The organism is Chromatiales bacterium 21-64-14 (assembly GCA_002255365.1).
Taxonomy (GTDB): domain Bacteria; phylum Pseudomonadota; class Gammaproteobacteria; order 21-64-14; family 21-64-14; genus 21-64-14.
Window position 1 is genome coordinate 1 of the sequence record NCBI01000044.1, and the last position, 18,513, is coordinate 18,513.

The following is an 18,513-nucleotide window of genomic DNA, read 5'->3' on the forward strand; positions in this document are numbered from 1 at the left end:
CCAGCTCGCCGTGCATCGTCTGATCGTTTGCCGCTAGACCCTGCTTTCCAAAAATTCTCGCGGAGCACCTCCTCATTCATACCGATCCCATTGTCAGTGATCGAAACTTCCCCATTTTCTATGCGAATTTCTATCCGGCCACCATCGGTCAGTGTGCCGGACTCGGCATAGCGCATGCGCACTGCATCGTATGCGTTCTGCAAGTTTTCGCGAAGAAGCGCAAGGGGGGAATCATAAATCTCGCGCGCAAGAATTTGAAGTATCCTCGACGTTTCTACTTGAAATACAATTCCGCTACTCATTTAAGTCGCCTTTCAATAATTCGACGTGAAATATCGCGAACACTTGCGTCAAGTTCGTCCGTCACGAGACTCAATCGAATAAACGCCTCCGCTTCTTCCCGAGTACCACCTTTAAGCACTGCACTCCCCAATACCACTGCTTCTGTGTTGTTCAAAGGCGGCCATATTGTTGTGATTGTGAGGCGGTCATCGCCCAGTTCGTCAAGCGCTTTTGCTAGTAGTGGCCGCGCGAGCGCAACTTCCTTAATTTCTTCAAGCACTTCAATTGCCTCACGCCATAGACGGGTGCCAAGTAGCTTTTCTGCCCGAACCAGCGCCAGATGTATATCAAGCTGCGTTGATCTGATCAAAAGGGGTTTGCAAAGCTCAAAATCAGTATATGAGTTGTTATTGTTGATGAAATGACCAGGGCCCCAAACAGGCAAGGACATAAGCATATTTACCATCTGCCTCTGATGCACGCGGCCTGACCAATTACTTGTATCTAACTCAACAATGTTATAACTACGAGGTATACCCGGCCTAAGATTATTCGGTTCTGCACAAAGCGTGCTGGCACTAACAATAGTAATTTTTCGTGGCTTATTACCAAGCCGAAAGCGTTCATCGAAGCATTCGGGTAAATGTTGGTGTCCGTGAAAACCAAGTGAAGCACCTGCATCTATGAGCAACTGTAGAAATCCTGCATCCAAATAATCATCTTGAGTTGGACCACCAACGAAGTTGTGATGCCACGCTACTGCCGTCAACCAACCATCGCGATTACTTTGACGCAGAGCTCGACACGCCTCAGTTAGGGTGTTGGGATGGAATGCGCCTGCACGCCTGAGTGGATCGTTGTTGAAACAACTATTTAGTGCAATCACGCAGAAGCCAAGGTTGGCGAAGTCAAACACATCGAACTGCTGTTCTGGCTCAAGTTGGTATTTGCGCTTACCTTGATAGAAGCTGTTGTATGTCGAAGCGAAGTAGCGGAACCTGTCACGATACATATCGCCGTTTGTAATTTTGAAGAAACACAATTCACGCCAAGACCACCTTAGCGCAGATATTGGCGTAAATAGTTCCTCGACAAGCCTCGCCCTTTTTTCAAGTTCGATTGGGATTTCGATTCTCTGAACGCTCGACATTACGTCATTTAGGCAAACGTCGTGGTTGCCGGGCAATATAACGACCCGTTCGCGATCCCCTTCGAAAAATCTATTCGCCAAGCCTATGAGAAATTCCTCGGCTTGAGCGTACTGCCTCTTCAGTTCTTCATCAGCATTCTTTGTGCCTGATGCGACACCATGTACGAGATCCCCGGTTACTATACAGAGCGTGGGACGGAGTATTGTTGGGGTTTGTTCGTTGAATTGATTGAAATCATGGCCGAGGGAATCAAGTAGCCATTCATTAGCGACCTCATCGCATAGATCGCGATGGAGATCAGATATATGCAGGACTGCGAATTTCATATGTTATGTTTGACCATTCGCAAGCCGACCTTGTATATGTCTATGGTGTTTGCGTAGGGATTATCGCACGTACCACATAGCCTCGAAAGAATAATCCGAAAAGAAGAAGCAGTCGCTCAATAATGTCGTAACGTATGTCTGCTTTGGCCGAGGTGCAGACCTAAAAAGAAATCGCCGAGTGACTGCTCCGCATCAAATACCTGCCCTTGGACCCCTGTAGGCGCGACCGTCCGCTCGGGGTCCGGAAGCTGGCGCCGTTAGGGAGCGGACGCTCAGGCAGAGATCTGTGGTGCGGGAAGCCCACATCGGGGAAGTCGGAAACACACTGGCCACTCTCCGGCGGCGGCCGAAGACCACGGCACCTCGGAAACACAGCGCAATCCGAATACCCTTGAAACGACTTTGTGATTGAGTCACCTGCCTGCCCCGAAAGGCTTCGGCCGTGGCAGGCTAATGTCAATGCGGATCTTGGACAGCTCCTGGTGCTTCACGGCGATGGAAAAACCCAGGCCGTAGCTGTCACCGACCGTCTGTTTTGCATGGCCCGTGAGGGCTTGATGCAGATCCCGCGGGATGAGCGCGTCTCGGCAAAAGTCTTTGAAGCTATGTCGGAGGCTGTGAAAGGTGACGTTCCGCGGCATCTTGAGCTTCTTGCGGATGTAGGGGTTGAACCACTTGCCATACACATCGCTGGGGTTGCCCTTGCGCGAACGCGTACGCAACAGGGGCCACAGCGACGTATGACCCGCCTGTTTTACCGCCTCCCAGTAGGCCAGGAAGCCGAGCTCGATCAGTCTCGGATGCAGGGGCACGTCGCGCACGCTGGAGGAGGTCTTGCCTTTCGTGATCCTGAAATACGGCACCGGGTCCTGATGAATGTTCTCGACCGTGAGACTGATGATCTCATCGATCCGCGCCCCTGAGAACAGACTCAGCAACGCCACCCAGATCCGCGTGTGGTAGCCGCCTCCGCCCTTCGTAGTAATCCCATACAGGCCATCGCACGAGAAGAGCCGCCGGAGCTGCTCCAACGTGAAGGGCTCGCGTGCGTCGGGGTCTTCTATCCCTTCCCGGGCGGAAAATCGATTGTAGTCGTAGCCGGCGAACGGATTCCGGTCGAGCAGTTCGTCCTTGAGCGCACTCGAGAACAAGGCCCCTAGAAGGGTGCCCTTCTTCTCGAGTGTCTTGGCTCCGTTGCCGTGAGCATCCCGAAGATGGCGCAGCCAGGCGGTGACCTGGGCACGGGTCAGGGTCGCCGGGGTGGCCCGGGGCAGAAACGCGCTTAGCGATTGCAGGTCGCGCTCGACCTCATCGACCGTACGGCGGTTGCGAGGATGATCGGCTGTCCAGTGGCTGAGCAGATCCTCCCAGCCGAATCCGGGTTCGGCTGCAGGCGGCGGCTCCCAGACGGCGGGCAGCGGCGTTTCCGTGAGCTCGGGTTCGGCCATCCGCCCGGCCTGGCGCTGCGCGAGAATATCATAGCCTTGCTGGATCGCCGGCAGCACGTCCAGGGCGAGTTGCCGCTCTTCCTCGGGCGATACGTCCAGCACATAGCCCCGCCCGATCAGCAGCCCGCGGATCACCGGGAGGAAGGGCTCCGGCCGGCCGCGGGCCAGGGCCGCGGCGATCTTCTTCTGCATCTCCGCGATATTCTCTTCCAGGTCCTGGTAGTCGGCCTCGTCAAGGCCAGCGCGACGCCAAGCGATGTCTTCACGCAGCGTCGATAGCCAAAAGCTACGCAGCCCCGCAACCAGCTCCGGGCTCACTTGGGTGATGCGTTTGAGGCGCTTCTCGGGCGGGGTCTTCTCAAAGACGGCAAGGCCGTCTTCGTGCTGCTGCTTTACGGCTTGTTGCGCGCGGGCGTGCGTAAACTGCTCCTCGGCCTGCGCGGCGAGGATCCGCGTCTGACTGACGGCTTCGCGATAATCCCGGCCAAGGGCCTTCTTGATCTCGCGTTTCCCGATGAGCGCACGCAGCGGCTCAGGGACGACGAGTCGGAACATAAAACCGTGAGGCGTCTTGTAGCAGTTGCGCGGCAGAGCGGGCACGGGATTCTCCTTCCCTCGCCCTCCGCGCCGTTTTGTACCACTATTTTGTACCAATTCAGTTCCTGTATGCCTTATAATATAAGCATTTAGGATGTTAGCACAAATATGGCGGAGAGGGTGGGATTCGAACCCACGTGGGGCGCAATGCCCCCAACCGATTTCGAGTCGGTGCCGTTGTGACCGCTTCGGTACCTCTCCGGTAAAACTGCGCCGCGAAGGCCATCCCCTGATCCAACTGGGGTAAATAAAGCCCAAGCCCGGGGCGCTCGCTAACCTGACGACCCACTCCCGGCCCGGCCGGGGCGACGAAAGACGTCGGAACCCCAAGTACTTCAAGCCCTTCCATAGGGCTGCCGGGGCGTTGAAATTTGGTGGTATTGTACCCTAATGGGCCGAAGACGATCGAATGCTTCTTCCGGGGGATGGACCCCCCGCCCCCGGGCCACGGCCTATCTGTGGCGTCCGCTCCTCTTTGTCATGGCCCTCTCTCCGCTGCTCGCCGGATGTCACCACGAAACCCCTCTCACCGCCCTGGAAAAGGTCAAGAAGCGCGGCACGCTTCTGGTCATCACTCGCAATAATCCCACGACCTATTACCAGGGTCCCGCGGGCCCGGAAGGCCCGGAGTACGATCTGGTCCATCGCTTCGCCGATGAACTGGGGGTGAAGGTCCAACTGATCATCCCCGACAGCTTCAACGAAATCCTTCCCATGATCGCCGTGGGCAAGGCGGATCTGGCAGCCGCCGCACTCACCGTAACACCCCGGCGGGAACGCTGGGTCCGGTTCACCCCCCCCTACCAGACCATCACCGAGCAGGTGGTCTACCGCACTGGGCGACCCCGCCCGCGCGACGTCCAGGACCTGATCGGCGGCCGGCTCATGGTGGTGGCAGGCAGCGTCTACGTGGACCAGCTCAAGGCCCTGCAGCGCAAATATCCAAAACTCAGATGGGAGGCCACCAGCGATTTCGGCAGCGACGACCTCCTGAGCATGGTATCCGATCAAGAGATCGACTATACGGTAGCCGATTCCAACGCGGTGGCGCTCAGCCGACGATTCTATCCGGAGCTACATGTCGCCTTCAACTTGGGCAAGCCGGAACAGCTGGCCTGGGCGTTCCCCCGAGGCACCGACAGCAGCCTCTATGACGCAGCCGTGGCATTCATGAAGCAGATGCAGACCTCCGGTGACTTGGCACGCATCCTTGAGCGCTATTATGCGCACACCGCCAACTTCGACTACGTGGACACCACAACCTTCATGAACGATATCCAGACCCGCTTGCCGGAGTTTCGCGCCGCATTTCAGGATGCGGCCGCCAAGACCGGGCTGAACTGGAAGCTGCTCGCCGCGATCGGCTACCAGGAGTCCCACTGGAATCCGCACGCGGTCTCCCCCACCGGGGTACGCGGCCTGATGATGCTGACCACAGATACCGCCGATCACTTAGGGGTGGACAACCGCACCAACCCGGAACAGAGCATCATTGGGGGCGCGGTCTACTTCGCTAAGGTCAAGGCGAAGATCCCGCTGCGTATCCCGGAGCCGGTGCGCACCTGGATGGCGCTGGCCGCCTACAACATGGGTTTCGGACACTTGGAGGACGCCCGGGTTCTGACCCAGGAGCTCGGCGGCGACCCCGACAGCTGGGTGGACGTGAAACGCAATCTCCCGCTCCTCAGCCAAAAACGCTGGTACCGAAAAACCCGTAACGGCTATGCCCAGGGCCGGGAAGCGGCGCGCTACGTAGCGAACATCCGCAGCTACTACGACATCCTGGCGCGCGCCGAGAGCAAGGCCCCCCGACCAACAGCTCCCGCAGCTGGGCAGAGCCTTGTGCAGGTACGCCCTCCGGCGTCACCTATCCCGCTGATACCCGCTCCCAAACCCGCTCAATGAGCGCCGGCGCGCGGCCGTTAAGGAGCCTGTTCGAGTAAGCATGGCGCCGCGGCAGCGGTAGGAATTCGTCGGCAATTTCCCTCTAGCCCCGGCGTGCCTGGAAGAAGTCGATCAGGAGGGCGCCGCACGTCTCCGCCAGCACCCCACCTACGCACTGCACACCGTGGTTCAGTTGCGGGGATTGCAACACGCTGAAGGCGCTGCCAGCGGCGCCGGCGCGTGGGTCCGTCGCGCCGTACACCAGACGCGCGATGCGCGCGTGGACCATGGCCCCGGCACACATCACACAGGGCTCCAGGGTCACATAGAGCACCGCGTTGGGCAGCCGGTAATTTCCGGCCTGGGCGCCGGCTGCCCGCAGGGCCTGGATCTCCGCGTGGGCGCTGGGATCGCAGCGCCCGATGGGTTGGTTCCATCCCTCGCCGAGAACCGCGCCGTCGCGCACCACCACCGCACCCACCGGAACCTCGCCCTGCTGCGCGGCACGCCGTGCGAGATCCAGAGCGAGGCGCATCCAATATTCGTCCAGGGTATCAGGGGGCATGAGTGCTTCGAAACAGCGTGGGCGGGCCGCGCATCGGGCCCTACTCCCGCTCGATTATCAATAACCCGTGAAAAGTCAGTAATGGACCGGGCTTTCCGGTGGTCATAAGTGCCGATACCATGAAAAATACCATTGTCCGAATGGTTCCTAAAATTGCAACGCTGCCCGTAAATCCTCGTGCGCAAAACCACTGGCTATACGAGCGATCTCTGTACGCCGGGCGTCGACCTCTTCAGCACCACCCGCCGAGTACGCGTGACCTCCGCCACTTCACGGATAATAGCGCGCGCCGGCTTCAGACCCAGGCCGAAGAACTCTGCCACCACTTCCAACAGATCCACCGAACACGTACCTTCGTCGAGATCGATATTGGTGGTCAGTATACGCATCTTCAGATCCACCGGCGTCGGATTTAGGTCATAAACCGGCGATAAAACCCAGCCACCCGGTCCAGCCCACAGAAAGCCGTGGTCGCGCAGATGATCGTCAACATTGGACACCAGAACATTACTCATAAGTCAATAATATAGGCGATATTTGTGTGTTTGAAGAACGAAGGAACAAGGTCGGGCCGCGCGCAAATATCGGCCAGTTGAGCGTGCCGCGATCTGCCAGTTTGTCGCCCGCGCAGCGGACTACGCGCCACACCGGTACCCTTGGTGTAACTCCAGACCAATTCATCAGGATTCAAGTCCGGCGCGTAGCCCGGCAGGAAATGCAAGGTCAGCGCGCCCTCGACGCGGGTGACATATTCACGCACAAGCTTAGTCTTGTGTGCGGACAAGCCATCGGGCACCAAGTGCACCGGCCGGCGTCGGCCCTTCATCATCTGTCGCAGCAGGTCGACAAACAGATCGCCATTCAGGCCTCCACTGTGGGTAGCGAACCAGAAGCCGCCTTTGCTGTTGACTGCCGAGGCCGCGCTGATTCCCTGGCGCTGCCCTGGCACCGACAGCACTGGCGTGTGTCCCTTGGCGGCCCAGGCCTCGCCTGGCACCGCATCGGCGCAAAAGCCCGATTCATCCCAGAAGTAGCTTTCGGCCTTTTCGCGCTTGGCCTGGCAAACAAGGCGATATAGCTGCTCCGCATCTGTCCGGGCCTGAACCCCACGGCGCGCGTCAAGCTAATTGTCGCCTGAGTCATGCGATTTGTATCCTTTTAAAGGCACGCTACGATTTTTCGTCGCCTTAATTCGGGCCATGCCGACCCTGGATTTTGGGAGCCACACTGAATGCTCAACAATATCCACAGTAAACCCGGCGCCAGCTAACTCTGATTCAAGGATGTCAATGCTACCGTGCACCTCTGGGTCTTCCACTTGATTTCCTTCCGAGTAATTCCATAGTGCGCGGGAAAAAGGGACAGTGTCGACGGTTAGAAAAATGCAACCACCGGGCACGAGCTGACTGTATGCCTTTTTTATCCACGCATTTCGTATTGCGCTCGGAAGATGCTCAATGACGCTTACACTAACCACAGCATCGAGATGCAAGTCATCGGATGTGTTTTGGTAAGGTATGTGTTGAGAGCTGATTCTTGAGTCGAGCCGTGAGTAATCAAGGAAGCCCCATTCGTTCCATGAATCAGGTGGTGTATCGATGCGCGCCAATGGGTGAGGGTCGACAGTGATCACTGTATGGCCTCGGTCAGCCAGCATAAACGGAAGCACGCTAACACCGGCCCCAGCATCAACAATCCGCATCGCTTTGCCAACCGGTAGCTGCTGTGCGACCCAAGGGTATTCAATGCACCTTGGTAGGTGATCAGGAAAAAATCCCAATTTAGACCGGGATAGAGAAACTGCTTCAACAAGCAGGAGAGGCTCCGCAACAAGTGTTATAGCGTCGATCAGGGTAGATTTTGATATATCCCGAGTCGAAGACAGTAAAGGCGGTGGCATGGCAATAAAAGCTGACAATCCGCGGTATGCGTCCACAGGGAATGCGACATAACCTAAATCTCTGATGGTTGACGACAAGGGTTCATGAAAGTACGTCATAGGACCAAATTCTACCGGATGAGCATCGAATCCGCTGACCAACACAGGCTCTCCGTTCGCCAACAGATTTTTGACAGCAGACTGGTACTCATCATTGGCGGAGATATGAATTAGCACGTCTAGACATACAACTAAATCGGCGTTCACCTTGACTGGCTCACTCGTGATGTCATGCTGCATCCACGAGGCTCGCGGGACCGCAGTCAAGTATAAGGATCGGGATGACGCAGCCAAATCTGCCGCATGAACAGAAACTTCTTCAGGCAGGGCCGAGGCCGTGTATCCATCACCGCTACCGACATCAAGAATACTATGAACATCAAGTATTCTCACAACTTCGCGCAGAAGCTGCTGTTTCCGGGCAAGTATTGTTCCCCGCGAACCAACGCCGGATCCAAGATCAGGATGCAACGTATACCTCGCGTTCCAAAAAACGGCATTGTCAAAAGAAAGCCTGCGTTCTGAGAGGATTCTTTCGTTAATTGCATGGATCGCTTTATTAACTTGCGGCAGCCCTTGCACAGTCAGAAAGAGCTGTTGATTATCCACGGCGCGATGATAGTGCAAGATGGCTGGGTCGCAGTCCAATCCTAGTGGTTGAGGTATGTGGGTGGGAACATTAAAACGACGGTCCAGCTCGGCGAAAGGAATGCCAAGGGACGCTATGGCCATGGCGAATGATACTTGGTCGATACGCATCGATTTGTCACCAAACATGTCGATATGCGCAATACACCAATCCGCCCACCGTCTCCACTCCCTGGCCAACGGGTCAAACTGTTGATGACTGATCACATATACGCCCCCATTGGCATTCGCAAGCGCAGTGGGAGCGTTATCGATGTCTGCGGTGGCCAGAGTAAAAGTTAGCCCGGCGACATTGAAAATCTGTGTCAGAGTTTCAATTTCTGGGTTACCGAAGTCAACCGGCTTCGCAAGCACGCCACCTTTGGCGGTTGGTGGTTGCTCAAGCACCAACACATCACAATCAAGTAATGCCACGTCCTCGAACTCACGGCCGCCGAGAGACTTCAACTGTTGGAGCTTGTTGCAGTATGGGTGGCCTGGATAAGAATCAACAGGAACAACTTCGACACTTAGGCGATGAAGGTCTGCAAGCACGTTGGGGTGGGAATCAGCATTTACGACATGTAACACAATATGACTCGGGGGTACCCCCGCTAATTGAGTTAAAGACCAAACAAGTTGGCGCGCCTGCCAGGGGTATGGGCCGACAGGGTCGACTACAGCGGAATAAAGACGAGGGAACATATTGGAACTGCTCGCTCTATATTATTGGGCCAACGCGGAATCGTGTGAACGATTTCACATAGTATTACCCAGCTTCGTAGCTGTAGCATAGCGTTTTTCATATTTCGATACTCGTTGCTGAACGGGAACACGAATGAAGCGTACACGGACGTTCCGTGAATTGTATTCGTTTCCCGAGTTCAGGGCGGTTGGACTACCCAAAGGTGTCTTCGGTGATCCTGATTTACGCATAGTGCCTTTGCGGCGCAAAAAATGCCGGCGCCTGTTCTTGCTGTAGCCGGCGAAACAGCGCCGCCTTCTCGTCCGTGGAAAGCTGCGAGGGCTCCGGCAAGGACCTGATCCAGAAAATCACGCTCATGTTTATCGAATGGCAACACCAACAACAATCGATCCCGACATTCAGAGACCAGTCGTTCCATCCAGTTGTTCATTTCGCCGGATGCAGGGGCGGCATCACCGCGCAAAACGGGTATAAGTTACTGTTGAAGCTCTCTCTGATCGCAGCGTATATCGTCAGGTGACAGGCTTATCCAATCCTTACGACTGCGCGCGCCATACACGACAAAACCCATGCGCAACTTTTCGCGTTCAAGCGCTGCGCGCCAGGGAGAGCGAAACGAGAGCGCGTAGTCCGCGGAAAGCGTAGGGCACGAGCGTATCGCCGTAGTCGCTAAGCGGCGTAGGCGATATGCAAGCGCATCCGAAACGCCGTCCAGCCATTGTGGGAGTCGTCGCGGAGGGCTTCCCAGCGAGGAAGTCCGTAGCGGCAACGGACGCAGGGCGGCCGCGACACACTTGCTTTTAGTGAGACCTGTGTCTCTGTCCCTGGTGGAATATGCTGAACGGCGCCTCATCACTTCTTCGCACTCACGGTCCACTTCTGGTGTTAGGCCAAGGGATAGACCATCGGTCAATCGCGCCTGACCCCATCGATTCGCTACTGCACCGCGCTGTGCAGCGCAGAACCCCGGACCCCGGACGCTGAGGCGGGGGAGGTAAGGGTGGGATGCTGCGCGAGGCGGGTCCAGTCCGGTGCGAAGGCGGCGTAGACCGCTCGCTCCGCGAGGCGGTTGGCGAGCGCGCTGGGATGCCCGTCGAAGCGGTCCACATGCAGCTCGGCCGGGGGCCTGCCAGCGTACACCGGGCGTAGATCCACGCACGGTATCCCGCGTGCCCGGCACAGCGCCAGTACGCGGTCCATCAGGAAGCCCAGGGGATAACCGTGGAGCAGGTTCGAGGTCAGCTCCGGAAACAGGATGATCCCCACCGGCACGCCGTGGCGCCGGCAGATGTCCAGGAACCGCTCAAGCTCGCGCTGCGCCGCCACCGAGTCCTTACCGTTGGGGTCGCGGAAGCGGCGCACCATATACTGGTCGTAGCTGTAGCCCGCGCCCATGCCGAGCTTCTGCTGCAGCAGGTTCCACTGTTGATCGACGAGGAAGTAGAACGCCGAGTGGCTGTAGAGATAGCTGTTCAGCACGTCCGAGGGCAGCAAGCGATAGGTCCAGGGCCGGCCCGAGAAGTTGTGGCCCTCGGGATCGTTGATGAACCATTGGAGCAAGATGTAGTCCGGATGCGCCTTGAGTGCCGACTCGCGCAGAATCCGCACTTCGTCGTCGGTCTGCGCGCCCGGCTGGGCGAAGTTGAGCACCTGAAAGCGCGCGCCGTGCGTGTCGAGCTGGGCCTGCAGGAGGTTGGTCAGGCGTTGATCGTCGCGGATGCCCTGCCCCCAGGTGAACGAGTCGCCGATCACCGCTATGCGGTACACGCCGGGCGCGGGGGTCAGGTTGAAGTTGCGCTCACGGAACCCCATCCGGTTCAGTGGGCCGACGTCCGTGCGCATCCAGCGGTGGGAAAAATAGCTGCGATCGTCGCCGGTGGTGATCACGCCGCGGTACGCGTAGCGCGTAATCGCCTCGGCGGCGCCGAGCGCGACGAGTGTCGCGGTGACCGTGAGCAGGATCGATCCAAACGCCGCGCGGGCGCGTCGGTGCCCGCCGCGGCGCGCGAGCACCCACCACAGCGTGGCGCCCAGCACGACGAGCAGCGTGGTCAGTTTGAGAAGGAATAGTAACGGCGCGGTCAGGTCCATGCTTGTCCCTTGTAGATCTACAAATGCCGGCATGTGAAGGCGTGCCGATTGTACTCCAGGGCGCCGGGGCGGTGCGACCGGGTACGGGGTCTGTGATAGAATCGCGTTGGGTGTGTGGTAAGACGCGCGGCGGAAAGTCCCGCCGGCACCTGAATACCAAAAACATTCAATATTGTACCTGAGCTCGGCTGGGCCGGGGCATGAACATCCTGGGGATTTCCGCGTACTACCACGACAGTGCGGCGGCCGTGCTGCAGGACGGACGTATTGTCGCGGCTGCTCAGCAGGAACGCTTCACGCGCAAGAAGCACGATGCGCGCTTTCCCGCCGAGGCTATCACCTACTGTTTGAGCGAGGCGCGCATCGCGCTCACCGAACTCGATGAGATCGTCTTCTACGACAAGCCGCTGCTGAAGTTCGAACGCCTCTTGGAAACCTACATCGGCTACGCACCCAGGGGCCTGCGCTCGTTCGTTGCGGCGATGCCGGTCTGGCTGAAGGAGAAGCTGTACCTGCGCGAGACGCTCAAGAAGGAGCTAGCGCGGCTCGGTGGGTGCAAGCCGCGTGCGTTACCTGCCCTGCTGTTCAGCGAGCACCACCAATCCCATGCCGCTTCGGCATTTTACCCGAGCCCTTACGCGAACGCCGCGGTGCTCTGTTTGGATGGCGTCGGTGAGTGGGCCACGACCTCGGTGTGGCGCGGCGCTGGCCACCACCTCACGCCTCTGTGGGAGATCGACTTCCCGCATTCTCTGGGAATGCTCTACTCGGCGTTCACCTACTACACCGGCTTCAAGGTGAACTCCGGAGAGTACAAGCTCATGGGGCTTGCGCCCTACGGGGAGCCGCGTTACACGGAACTGATTCTCCAATGCCTCATCGACCTGAAGGACGACGGGACCTTCCGGCTCAACATGGACTATTTCAACTACGCCACCGGCCTGACGATGACCAACGGGCGCTTCGACAAGCTCTTCGGCGGTCCGCCACGCAAGCCCGAGGGACGCATCGAGCAACGCGAGATGGACATCGCAGCCTCCATACAGGCGGTGACCGAGGAGGTGGTGCTACGCCTCGCGCGCAGCGTGCAGCGCGAGACTGGCGAGGAGCATTTGTGCCTGGCCGGCGGGGTGGCGCTCAACTGCGTGGCGAACGGCAGGATCCTGCGCGAAGGCCCGTACCGTGACATCTGGATTCAGCCCGCGGCCGGCGACGCGGGCGGAGCGCTGGGCGCGGCGCTGGTTGCCTGGCACGTCTACCACGACCGGCCACGCGAGACGAACGGCGCTGACGCCATGCGCGGCGCCTATCTCGGTCCGCGCTACGGCGCTGAGGAGATCCGCGCCCAGCTTGAGACGCTGGGCGCGTGCTACGCGGAGCTCGACGAGGACGAGCTCCTGGATCGCGTCGTCGATGCGCTGTGCGAGGAGGGCGTCATCGGCTGGTTCCAGGGACGCATGGAATTCGGCCCGCGCGCGCTCGGTGCACGCTCGATCATCGGCGACGCGCGCAGCGCCCGCATGCAGTCGGTGATGAACCTCAAGATCAAGTACCGCGAGTCGTTCCGGCCCTTCGCGCCATCGGTGCTCGCGGAGCGCGTAGCCGATTATTTCGAGCTCGACCGGCCGAGTCCCTACATGCTGATCGTCGCACCGCTGCGCGCGCATCTGCGCATTCCATTGACCGGGGAGCAGGAGCAATTATTTGGCATCGAAAAGCTCAAACTCAAGCGCTCGGAACTCCCGGCGATCACCCACGTGGACTACTCGGCGCGCGTGCAGACCGTGCACGCAGACACCAACCCGCGCTATTACGCCCTGCTGCGGCGCTTCGAGGCGCGCACCGGTTGCGCGGCCCTGGTCAATACCTCGTTCAATGTGCGCGGTGAGCCGATCGTGTGCTCACCGCAGGACGCGTACCGCTGCTTTATGCGTACCGAGATGGACTGGTTGGTGGTGGAAAACTTCCTGCTGCGCAAGGCCGATCAACCGCACTGCGAGAAGGACGAATCCTGGATGCGGGAATTCGAGCTGGATTGAGCGTGCGTGGGGTTCCGTGACGCGTGGATATGGACGATCATACTGATTCTAAGAGCGACGGCGAGCTGCGCCGCTTCGGCTTGACAACCGGTGCGATGATTGCGTTGCTCTTCGGTCTCGTGCTCCCGTGGCTGCGCCACAGCCCACGCACCGCGTGGGAGTCGGCCTGGGCGGTTGCCGCGCTGCTCGGCGGTCTCGCACTCCTACATCCGCGCTGGCTGTCCGGCGTATACCGGGTCTGGATGTATTTCTCCGCCGTTCTCGGCTGGATCAACACGCGCATTCTGCTGAGCGTGGTGTTCTACCTGATCTTGACCCCTGCTGGCGCTTTGGCGCGCCTGTTGGGCCGTGACTCCATGCAGCGGCGTTTCGATCGCGTGGCGCAGAGCTACCGCCAGCCTAGCACCGTGTCTCCACCCGACCGTATGAAGAGGCCATTCTGATGCTCGATCTCCTAAAGGACCTGTGGGCGTTCATGCGCGTGCGCAAGAAGTTCTGGCTGCTGCCCATCGTTGTAGTGCTGCTGTTACTCGGTATGCTGTTGGTCTTCGCGCAGGGTACGGCGCTGGCCCCTTTTATCTATACGCTGTTCTAAGGCCGCGCATTTGGGGACGATACTGGGGGGGCGCGTCAGTTTGCCTCGTATTCGGAAAGCTCATGAATTGTCACTTTCCGGTGAGATACCGCTGTGGGGCTGCAGGAATACATTCACATGTGGACACCCCCTAAGTTAGCAATGCCATGACTGAATCGATCTGCCTCTCATGGTATTGCTACTTTCTCCGCTGCAACACGTGGCTGGTACCATGAAAAATACCATGTTCAGAAAATCCTTCAAAATGCTCGAAAAATTTAACGAGTGAACACTGCCACACGGCACCCTGAGCGACCTTCCTGGCTTTGATTTCCAAGTATACCCCCTGCTCCCGCATGTAATGGACCACTGTAAATTAGCATCCCTATAGGCTAATTGATAATAATATTGACAATTAGCCATTTTTTCGCATAATTTAGGCATGCAAAGCAACCAGAAATCACCGTGACCTACATCCCCCGAAACGCAGAATCCAGACTTCAACACTTCGCCAGCGGCTATCCAGTGGTTGTGGTCACCGGGCCTCGCCAGTCCGGCAAGTCCACCCTGGTGCGGCATGCCTTTCCCGAGCACCGCTATGTATCGCTTGAAGATCTCGACCAAAGGGAATTTGCTGAAACGGATCCGCGCGGTTTTTTGAATCAGTTTAGTGAGGGCGCCATTCTGGACGAGGCGCAACGCTGCCCAGCCCTGTTTTCCTATCTCCAGACCCGCGTCGATGAACGACGACACCCCGGCGAATTTATCCTGACGGGATCTCAGCAATTTGGCCTGTTATCAGGCATCACGCAGAGTCTGGCAGGCAGGGCCGCCTTGCTGACGCTGTTACCCATGACCTACGACGAATTACAGCGCGCAGGAAAAATTGATCAAAACCTCGACAAGATACTCTTTGATGGGGCGTATCCACCCATCTTCGACCGCGGACTCGAACCGCACCCGTGGTATGGCAACTATGTGCGTACTTATCTGGAACGCGATGTCCGGCGATTGATCAAGGTACAGGATCTGGGCACTTTTCAACGCTTTCTAAAATTGTGCGCGGGGCGTACCGGGCAACTCCTGAATCTTTCTTCACTGGCCAATGACGTTGGTATTACGCATAACACGGCCAAAGCCTGGATTTCCGTTCTGGAAGCCAGTTACATCGTGCATCTGTTGCCACCGCACCACCGAAATTTCAACAAGCGCCTGGCCAAAACGCCCAAGCTTTATTTTCTGGATACCGGTCTTGCAAGCTGGCTGCTCGGCATCCAAAACAGCGAGCAACTGGCTACCCATGTTCAACGGGGCGCCTTATTCGAAACCTGGGTCACCAGTGAATTGCTTAAAGCCCGTTATAATGCGGGCGAAACATCGAACCTTTACTTCTGGCGTGATCGTTCCGGACACGAGGTGGATCTGCTGATTGACCATGGAACCCATCTGTCGCCGCTGGAAATCAAATCCGGGCAAACCATCAACCAGGATTATTTCAAGGGACTGGATTTCTGGCGAAAATTGGCAGGTGAAACGACTGGGAAGGCGTGGCTGGTTTATGGCGGTGACAGTCGACAAATACGCTCCGATGTCACTGTACTACCGTGGTATGAAATTGACTCTGAGCAGATTGTGATATGAAAACACCGGGCATCGGTCGCAATGATCCCTGCCCTTGCGGCAGCGGAAAGAAATTCAAGCACTGCTGCCTGGGCAAGGAGAACAGCACGGCATCCAGCCATAGCCCGGCAAGCATGTCCGAAGCCTTGCGCAGGGCACTCGAAGGCCGGCAATTTAACTCGCTGGAAGAGGCGCAGGCATTTCTCGACCAGATTACCCAACAGCAAAACCGTCGGCAGATGGACGAGTTTCATGGTTTGTCGCCCGAGCAGATGCATCAGATGCTGAACTTCACGTTCACATCACCGGAACTGGTCCGTTTTCCGGATATGCTCGACGCCAACCCGGTCGCGCCGGTCCTGGCCCTGTTCAAGCTACTGATGGACGCGATCGGCGATCAGGGGCTCAAACCGACGGCCAAGGGCAACCTGCCACGCAACTTCTGCCGCGAGGCCGCGCTGGCCTACTGGGGTAAGCAGAGATATCAGGAAAACACCCGTTTTGGTGGCATCAATCGGGAGGAGGATTTTGACGATCTGCAGGTCACCCGCCTGGTGGCTGAACTGGCGGGGTTGATTCGCAAACACAAGGGCCGGTTCATCCTCAGCCGCGATTGTCGCCGGCTGCTGGCCGGGGACGGCATGAGCGCCATCTATCCCGGACTGTTCAGGGCCTATGTCGAGCAGTTCAACTGGGCATACCGGGACGGCTATCCCGAGTTACGATTCATGCAGAGCGCCTTCCTGGGCGCCTTTCCGATGCTGCTGGATGAAGTGCCCCCGAGCCAGGTCTTTTCCCCCGAGGAGACAGTGCGCCGCGGTTACACCCGGCGCTCGCTGGTTAACCTCGCGGGCTTTCTGGGACTGGCGACGGTGAAGCCGGCTTCCGACGGCCCCCTGTGTTACGAGTACCGGGTAAAGTCCTTGCCGCTGCTGGGCCAGGTCGTTCAATTTCATCTCCCCAAGTAAAGATCCATGGCAAGAAAACGCAAACAGGATGACCCTCTGGCTTCCTTGCTCGAAACAGCATCGAAAGAAAAGCTGATTGACCTGCTCGTCCATGTAGCCCTCACACGCCCCACAGTCCGGCATGAATGCCTCGACTACCTGAACAAGCACGCCTCCCTGTCACCCAGTCGAAAGAAACAGTCCGAGGGTGAAAAACTGCTGGCCATGTGGGCCGAACTCGCGCCGGATCTGGACGAGCTGGACGCATACGGCGGCGGCGAATATGACACCGACATCCATGTGTCGAGCCTGTTGCAGGAGATCGCCCAGGCGCTTTCACGGAAAAAGATCGAAGCAGGCTACCGGCAAAAACTTCTCGACAACGCCCTGCCCTATATCGAAAGTGGTAATGCTGGACTTGACGACAATCTCTACGACCTGGCCTATGCAGCCTGTTACACCGACGACGATTGGCGCACGCTGGCACAAGCCTTTGAGACCATGGGCGGGGACTGGAATATCGACCATGCCCGCCGCATTTATCGCCGACTCGGCGACCGGGAAAAATATCTCGAACTGCGCCAGCGCAAACTGGCCACTGGCACCGACTACTTCGACCTGGCGGATTTCCACTGGAAGGCCGGTGAAAGGCAGAAGGCCATGGAGGTCGCGGAGGCAGGACTGCTCAAGGGAAAAGGCCGCATGGATGAACTGCGTCAGTTCGTCGCCAAACGGGCCAAATCCGCCGGCAATCGCGAACGCTACCTGGCGCTACAATTCGATCAGGCAATCGATCCTCTGACCTGTGACAAGTACAAGGCTTTTCGGAAACTGTGCACGGCCGCCGAATGGAAACATTACGAAGTGAAAATTCTCGCACGGTTGGAGAACGCCCGGGAGACAGAGCAGCTTCGCATCCGCATGCACCGTAAGGAGTACGAGGAGGCCGTGGCTGTGCTTGGCCGGAGCCGCTATCCCATTTACGCCTGGGACAGCGCCTATGAACTGCAAACCGCCAGGCGCCTTGAAGGTAGGTATCCCGAGGCGATTTTGAAATACTATCTATCAGGTCTGGGCAACCTGAAGACCAACGCCACGCGCAAGGAGTACGCTCGCAAGGCACATGTGATGAGCAAGGTTCGCCGCGTGTTGGTTGATGTGCTGCGTGATCCCTCTCGCTGGCGCGACTTCGCACTAAAAGTCAAAAAGGACAACATCAAACGTCCGGCATTTCAAGAAGAGTTCACCAAAGCCGTACCTGGTTGGCGGGCGCTGAAATAATACAAGGACACGCTTTTCGGAAATGGGGTAGGCAACGTTATCAACTGTGCCCACCAGCGTAATCACGCCACTCCCGGTCAAGAACTGGCATCTGAACGGTGCCAATTAAATACCATGACAGCATCATTTCGCCTCTCATGGTATCGATATCTGTTACCTTGCTACACGCAATAAATACCATGAAAAATACCATTCATAATGCAGATTATATTATCAATGTGTATATTTTTATTGCTATAAATCATTATGTTATTAATTCTGTCTACTCCCACTCGATGGTCGCTGGCGGCTTGCCGGAGATGTCGTAGGCGACGCGCGAGATGCCCGCCACCTCGTTGATGATCCGGCGCGAGACCAGATCCAGGAATTCATAGGGCAGATGCGCCCAGCGCGCGGTCATGAAATCCACCGTCTCCACGGCGCGCAGGGCCACCAC

At 57.7% G+C, this 18,513-nt stretch carries 13 protein-coding genes, 1 tRNA gene and 3 pseudogenes; 7 read left to right on the top strand and 10 right to left on the bottom strand.

Annotated elements, in window-relative coordinates; translation table 11 throughout:
• Window positions 1–38: 38 nt before the first annotated feature.
• The 4 genes and pseudogenes from B7Z66_13830 to B7Z66_13845 all read right to left on the bottom strand — a co-directional run bounded on the left by B7Z66_13830 (window position 39) and on the right by B7Z66_13845 (window position 4,005).
• Window positions 39–302 (bottom strand): annotated as a pseudogene (locus tag B7Z66_13830) (hypothetical protein).
• On the bottom strand, window positions 299–1,759 hold the full coding sequence (locus B7Z66_13835; GenBank protein OYV75183.1) for a hypothetical protein: 1,461 nt from the start codon (window positions 1,757–1,759) through the stop codon (window positions 299–301). The pseudogene B7Z66_13830 and the gene B7Z66_13835 overlap by 4 nt, the downstream one beginning before the upstream one ends.
• A gap of 413 nt (window positions 1,760–2,172) precedes the next feature.
• On the bottom strand, window positions 2,173–3,807 hold the full coding sequence (locus B7Z66_13840) for an integrase (GenBank protein OYV75184.1): 1,635 nt from the start codon (window positions 3,805–3,807) through the stop codon (window positions 2,173–2,175).
• 106 nt (window positions 3,808–3,913) lie between these two features.
• Window positions 3,914–4,005: transfer RNA gene (locus B7Z66_13845), tRNA-Ser, on the bottom strand.
• A gap of 189 nt (window positions 4,006–4,194) precedes the next feature.
• Here B7Z66_13845 and B7Z66_13850 point away from each other — a divergent pair.
• Window positions 4,195–5,709, top strand: a complete 1,515-nt coding sequence (locus B7Z66_13850) for a lytic transglycosylase F (GenBank protein ID OYV75185.1) — start codon at window positions 4,195–4,197, stop codon at window positions 5,707–5,709.
• Window positions 5,710–5,791: 82 nt separating this feature from the next.
• Here the strand turns inward: B7Z66_13850 and B7Z66_13855 are convergent, their stop codons facing one another.
• The 4 genes and pseudogenes from B7Z66_13855 to B7Z66_13870 form a co-directional block, all read right to left on the bottom strand.
• Window positions 5,792–6,253: a tRNA adenosine(34) deaminase TadA gene (locus B7Z66_13855; GenBank protein ID OYV75186.1), complete on the bottom strand. Its 462-nt coding sequence runs from the start codon at window positions 6,251–6,253 to the stop codon at window positions 5,792–5,794.
• Between the two features lie 147 nt (window positions 6,254–6,400).
• Window positions 6,401–6,768: pseudogene (locus B7Z66_13860) on the bottom strand (hypothetical protein).
• Window positions 6,765–7,322, bottom strand: a pseudogene (locus B7Z66_13865) (IS630 family transposase). The pseudogenes B7Z66_13860 and B7Z66_13865 overlap by 4 nt, the downstream one beginning before the upstream one ends.
• A 560-nt stretch (window positions 7,323–7,882) precedes the next feature.
• Entirely contained in the window at window positions 7,883–8,065 is a 183-nt protein-coding gene (locus tag B7Z66_13870) for a hypothetical protein (GenBank protein OYV75187.1), read from the bottom strand.
• A gap of 430 nt (window positions 8,066–8,495) precedes the next feature.
• Between B7Z66_13870 and B7Z66_13875 the strand changes: the two genes are divergently transcribed.
• Window positions 8,496–8,717 (top strand): hypothetical protein, encoded by a 222-nt coding sequence (locus B7Z66_13875; GenBank protein ID OYV75188.1) that lies wholly within the window; start codon window positions 8,496–8,498, stop codon window positions 8,715–8,717.
• A 1,744-nt stretch (window positions 8,718–10,461) separates the two neighbouring features.
• Here the strand turns inward: B7Z66_13875 and B7Z66_13880 are convergent.
• A complete protein-coding gene (locus tag B7Z66_13880) occupies window positions 10,462–11,616 on the bottom strand; it encodes a hypothetical protein (GenBank protein ID OYV75189.1) in 1,155 nt (384 codons plus the stop codon).
• Between the two features lie 200 nt (window positions 11,617–11,816).
• Here B7Z66_13880 and B7Z66_13885 point away from each other — a divergent pair, with 200 nt between their 5' ends.
• The 5 genes from B7Z66_13885 to B7Z66_13905 all read left to right on the top strand — a co-directional run bounded on the left by B7Z66_13885 (window position 11,817) and on the right by B7Z66_13905 (window position 18,077).
• Entirely contained in the window at window positions 11,817–13,655 is a 1,839-nt protein-coding gene (locus tag B7Z66_13885) for a hypothetical protein (GenBank protein ID OYV75190.1), read from the top strand.
• A gap of 29 nt (window positions 13,656–13,684) precedes the next feature.
• Window positions 13,685–14,098, top strand: coding sequence for a hypothetical protein (locus B7Z66_13890; protein ID OYV75191.1), 414 nt, complete (start codon window positions 13,685–13,687; stop codon window positions 14,096–14,098).
• A 605-nt stretch (window positions 14,099–14,703) separates the two neighbouring features.
• Window positions 14,704–15,870 carry an AAA family ATPase gene (locus B7Z66_13895; protein OYV75195.1) on the top strand — a complete coding sequence of 389 codons (1,167 nt, stop codon included), beginning with the start codon at window positions 14,704–14,706 and terminating at the stop codon, window positions 15,868–15,870.
• Window positions 15,867–16,817 carry a hypothetical protein gene (locus B7Z66_13900; protein OYV75192.1) on the top strand — a complete coding sequence of 317 codons (951 nt, stop codon included), beginning with the start codon at window positions 15,867–15,869 and terminating at the stop codon, window positions 16,815–16,817. The genes B7Z66_13895 and B7Z66_13900 overlap by 4 nt, the downstream gene beginning before the upstream one ends.
• Before the next feature lie 6 nt (window positions 16,818–16,823).
• Window positions 16,824–18,077: a hypothetical protein gene (locus B7Z66_13905; protein ID OYV75193.1), complete on the top strand. Its 1,254-nt coding sequence runs from the start codon at window positions 16,824–16,826 to the stop codon at window positions 18,075–18,077.
• A gap of 262 nt (window positions 18,078–18,339) precedes the next feature.
• On the opposite strand, the gene B7Z66_13910 is transcribed toward B7Z66_13905, so the two are convergent.
• A partial coding sequence (locus B7Z66_13910) for a hypothetical protein (GenBank protein ID OYV75194.1) occupies window positions 18,340–18,513 on the bottom strand: 174 nt, incomplete at its 5' end.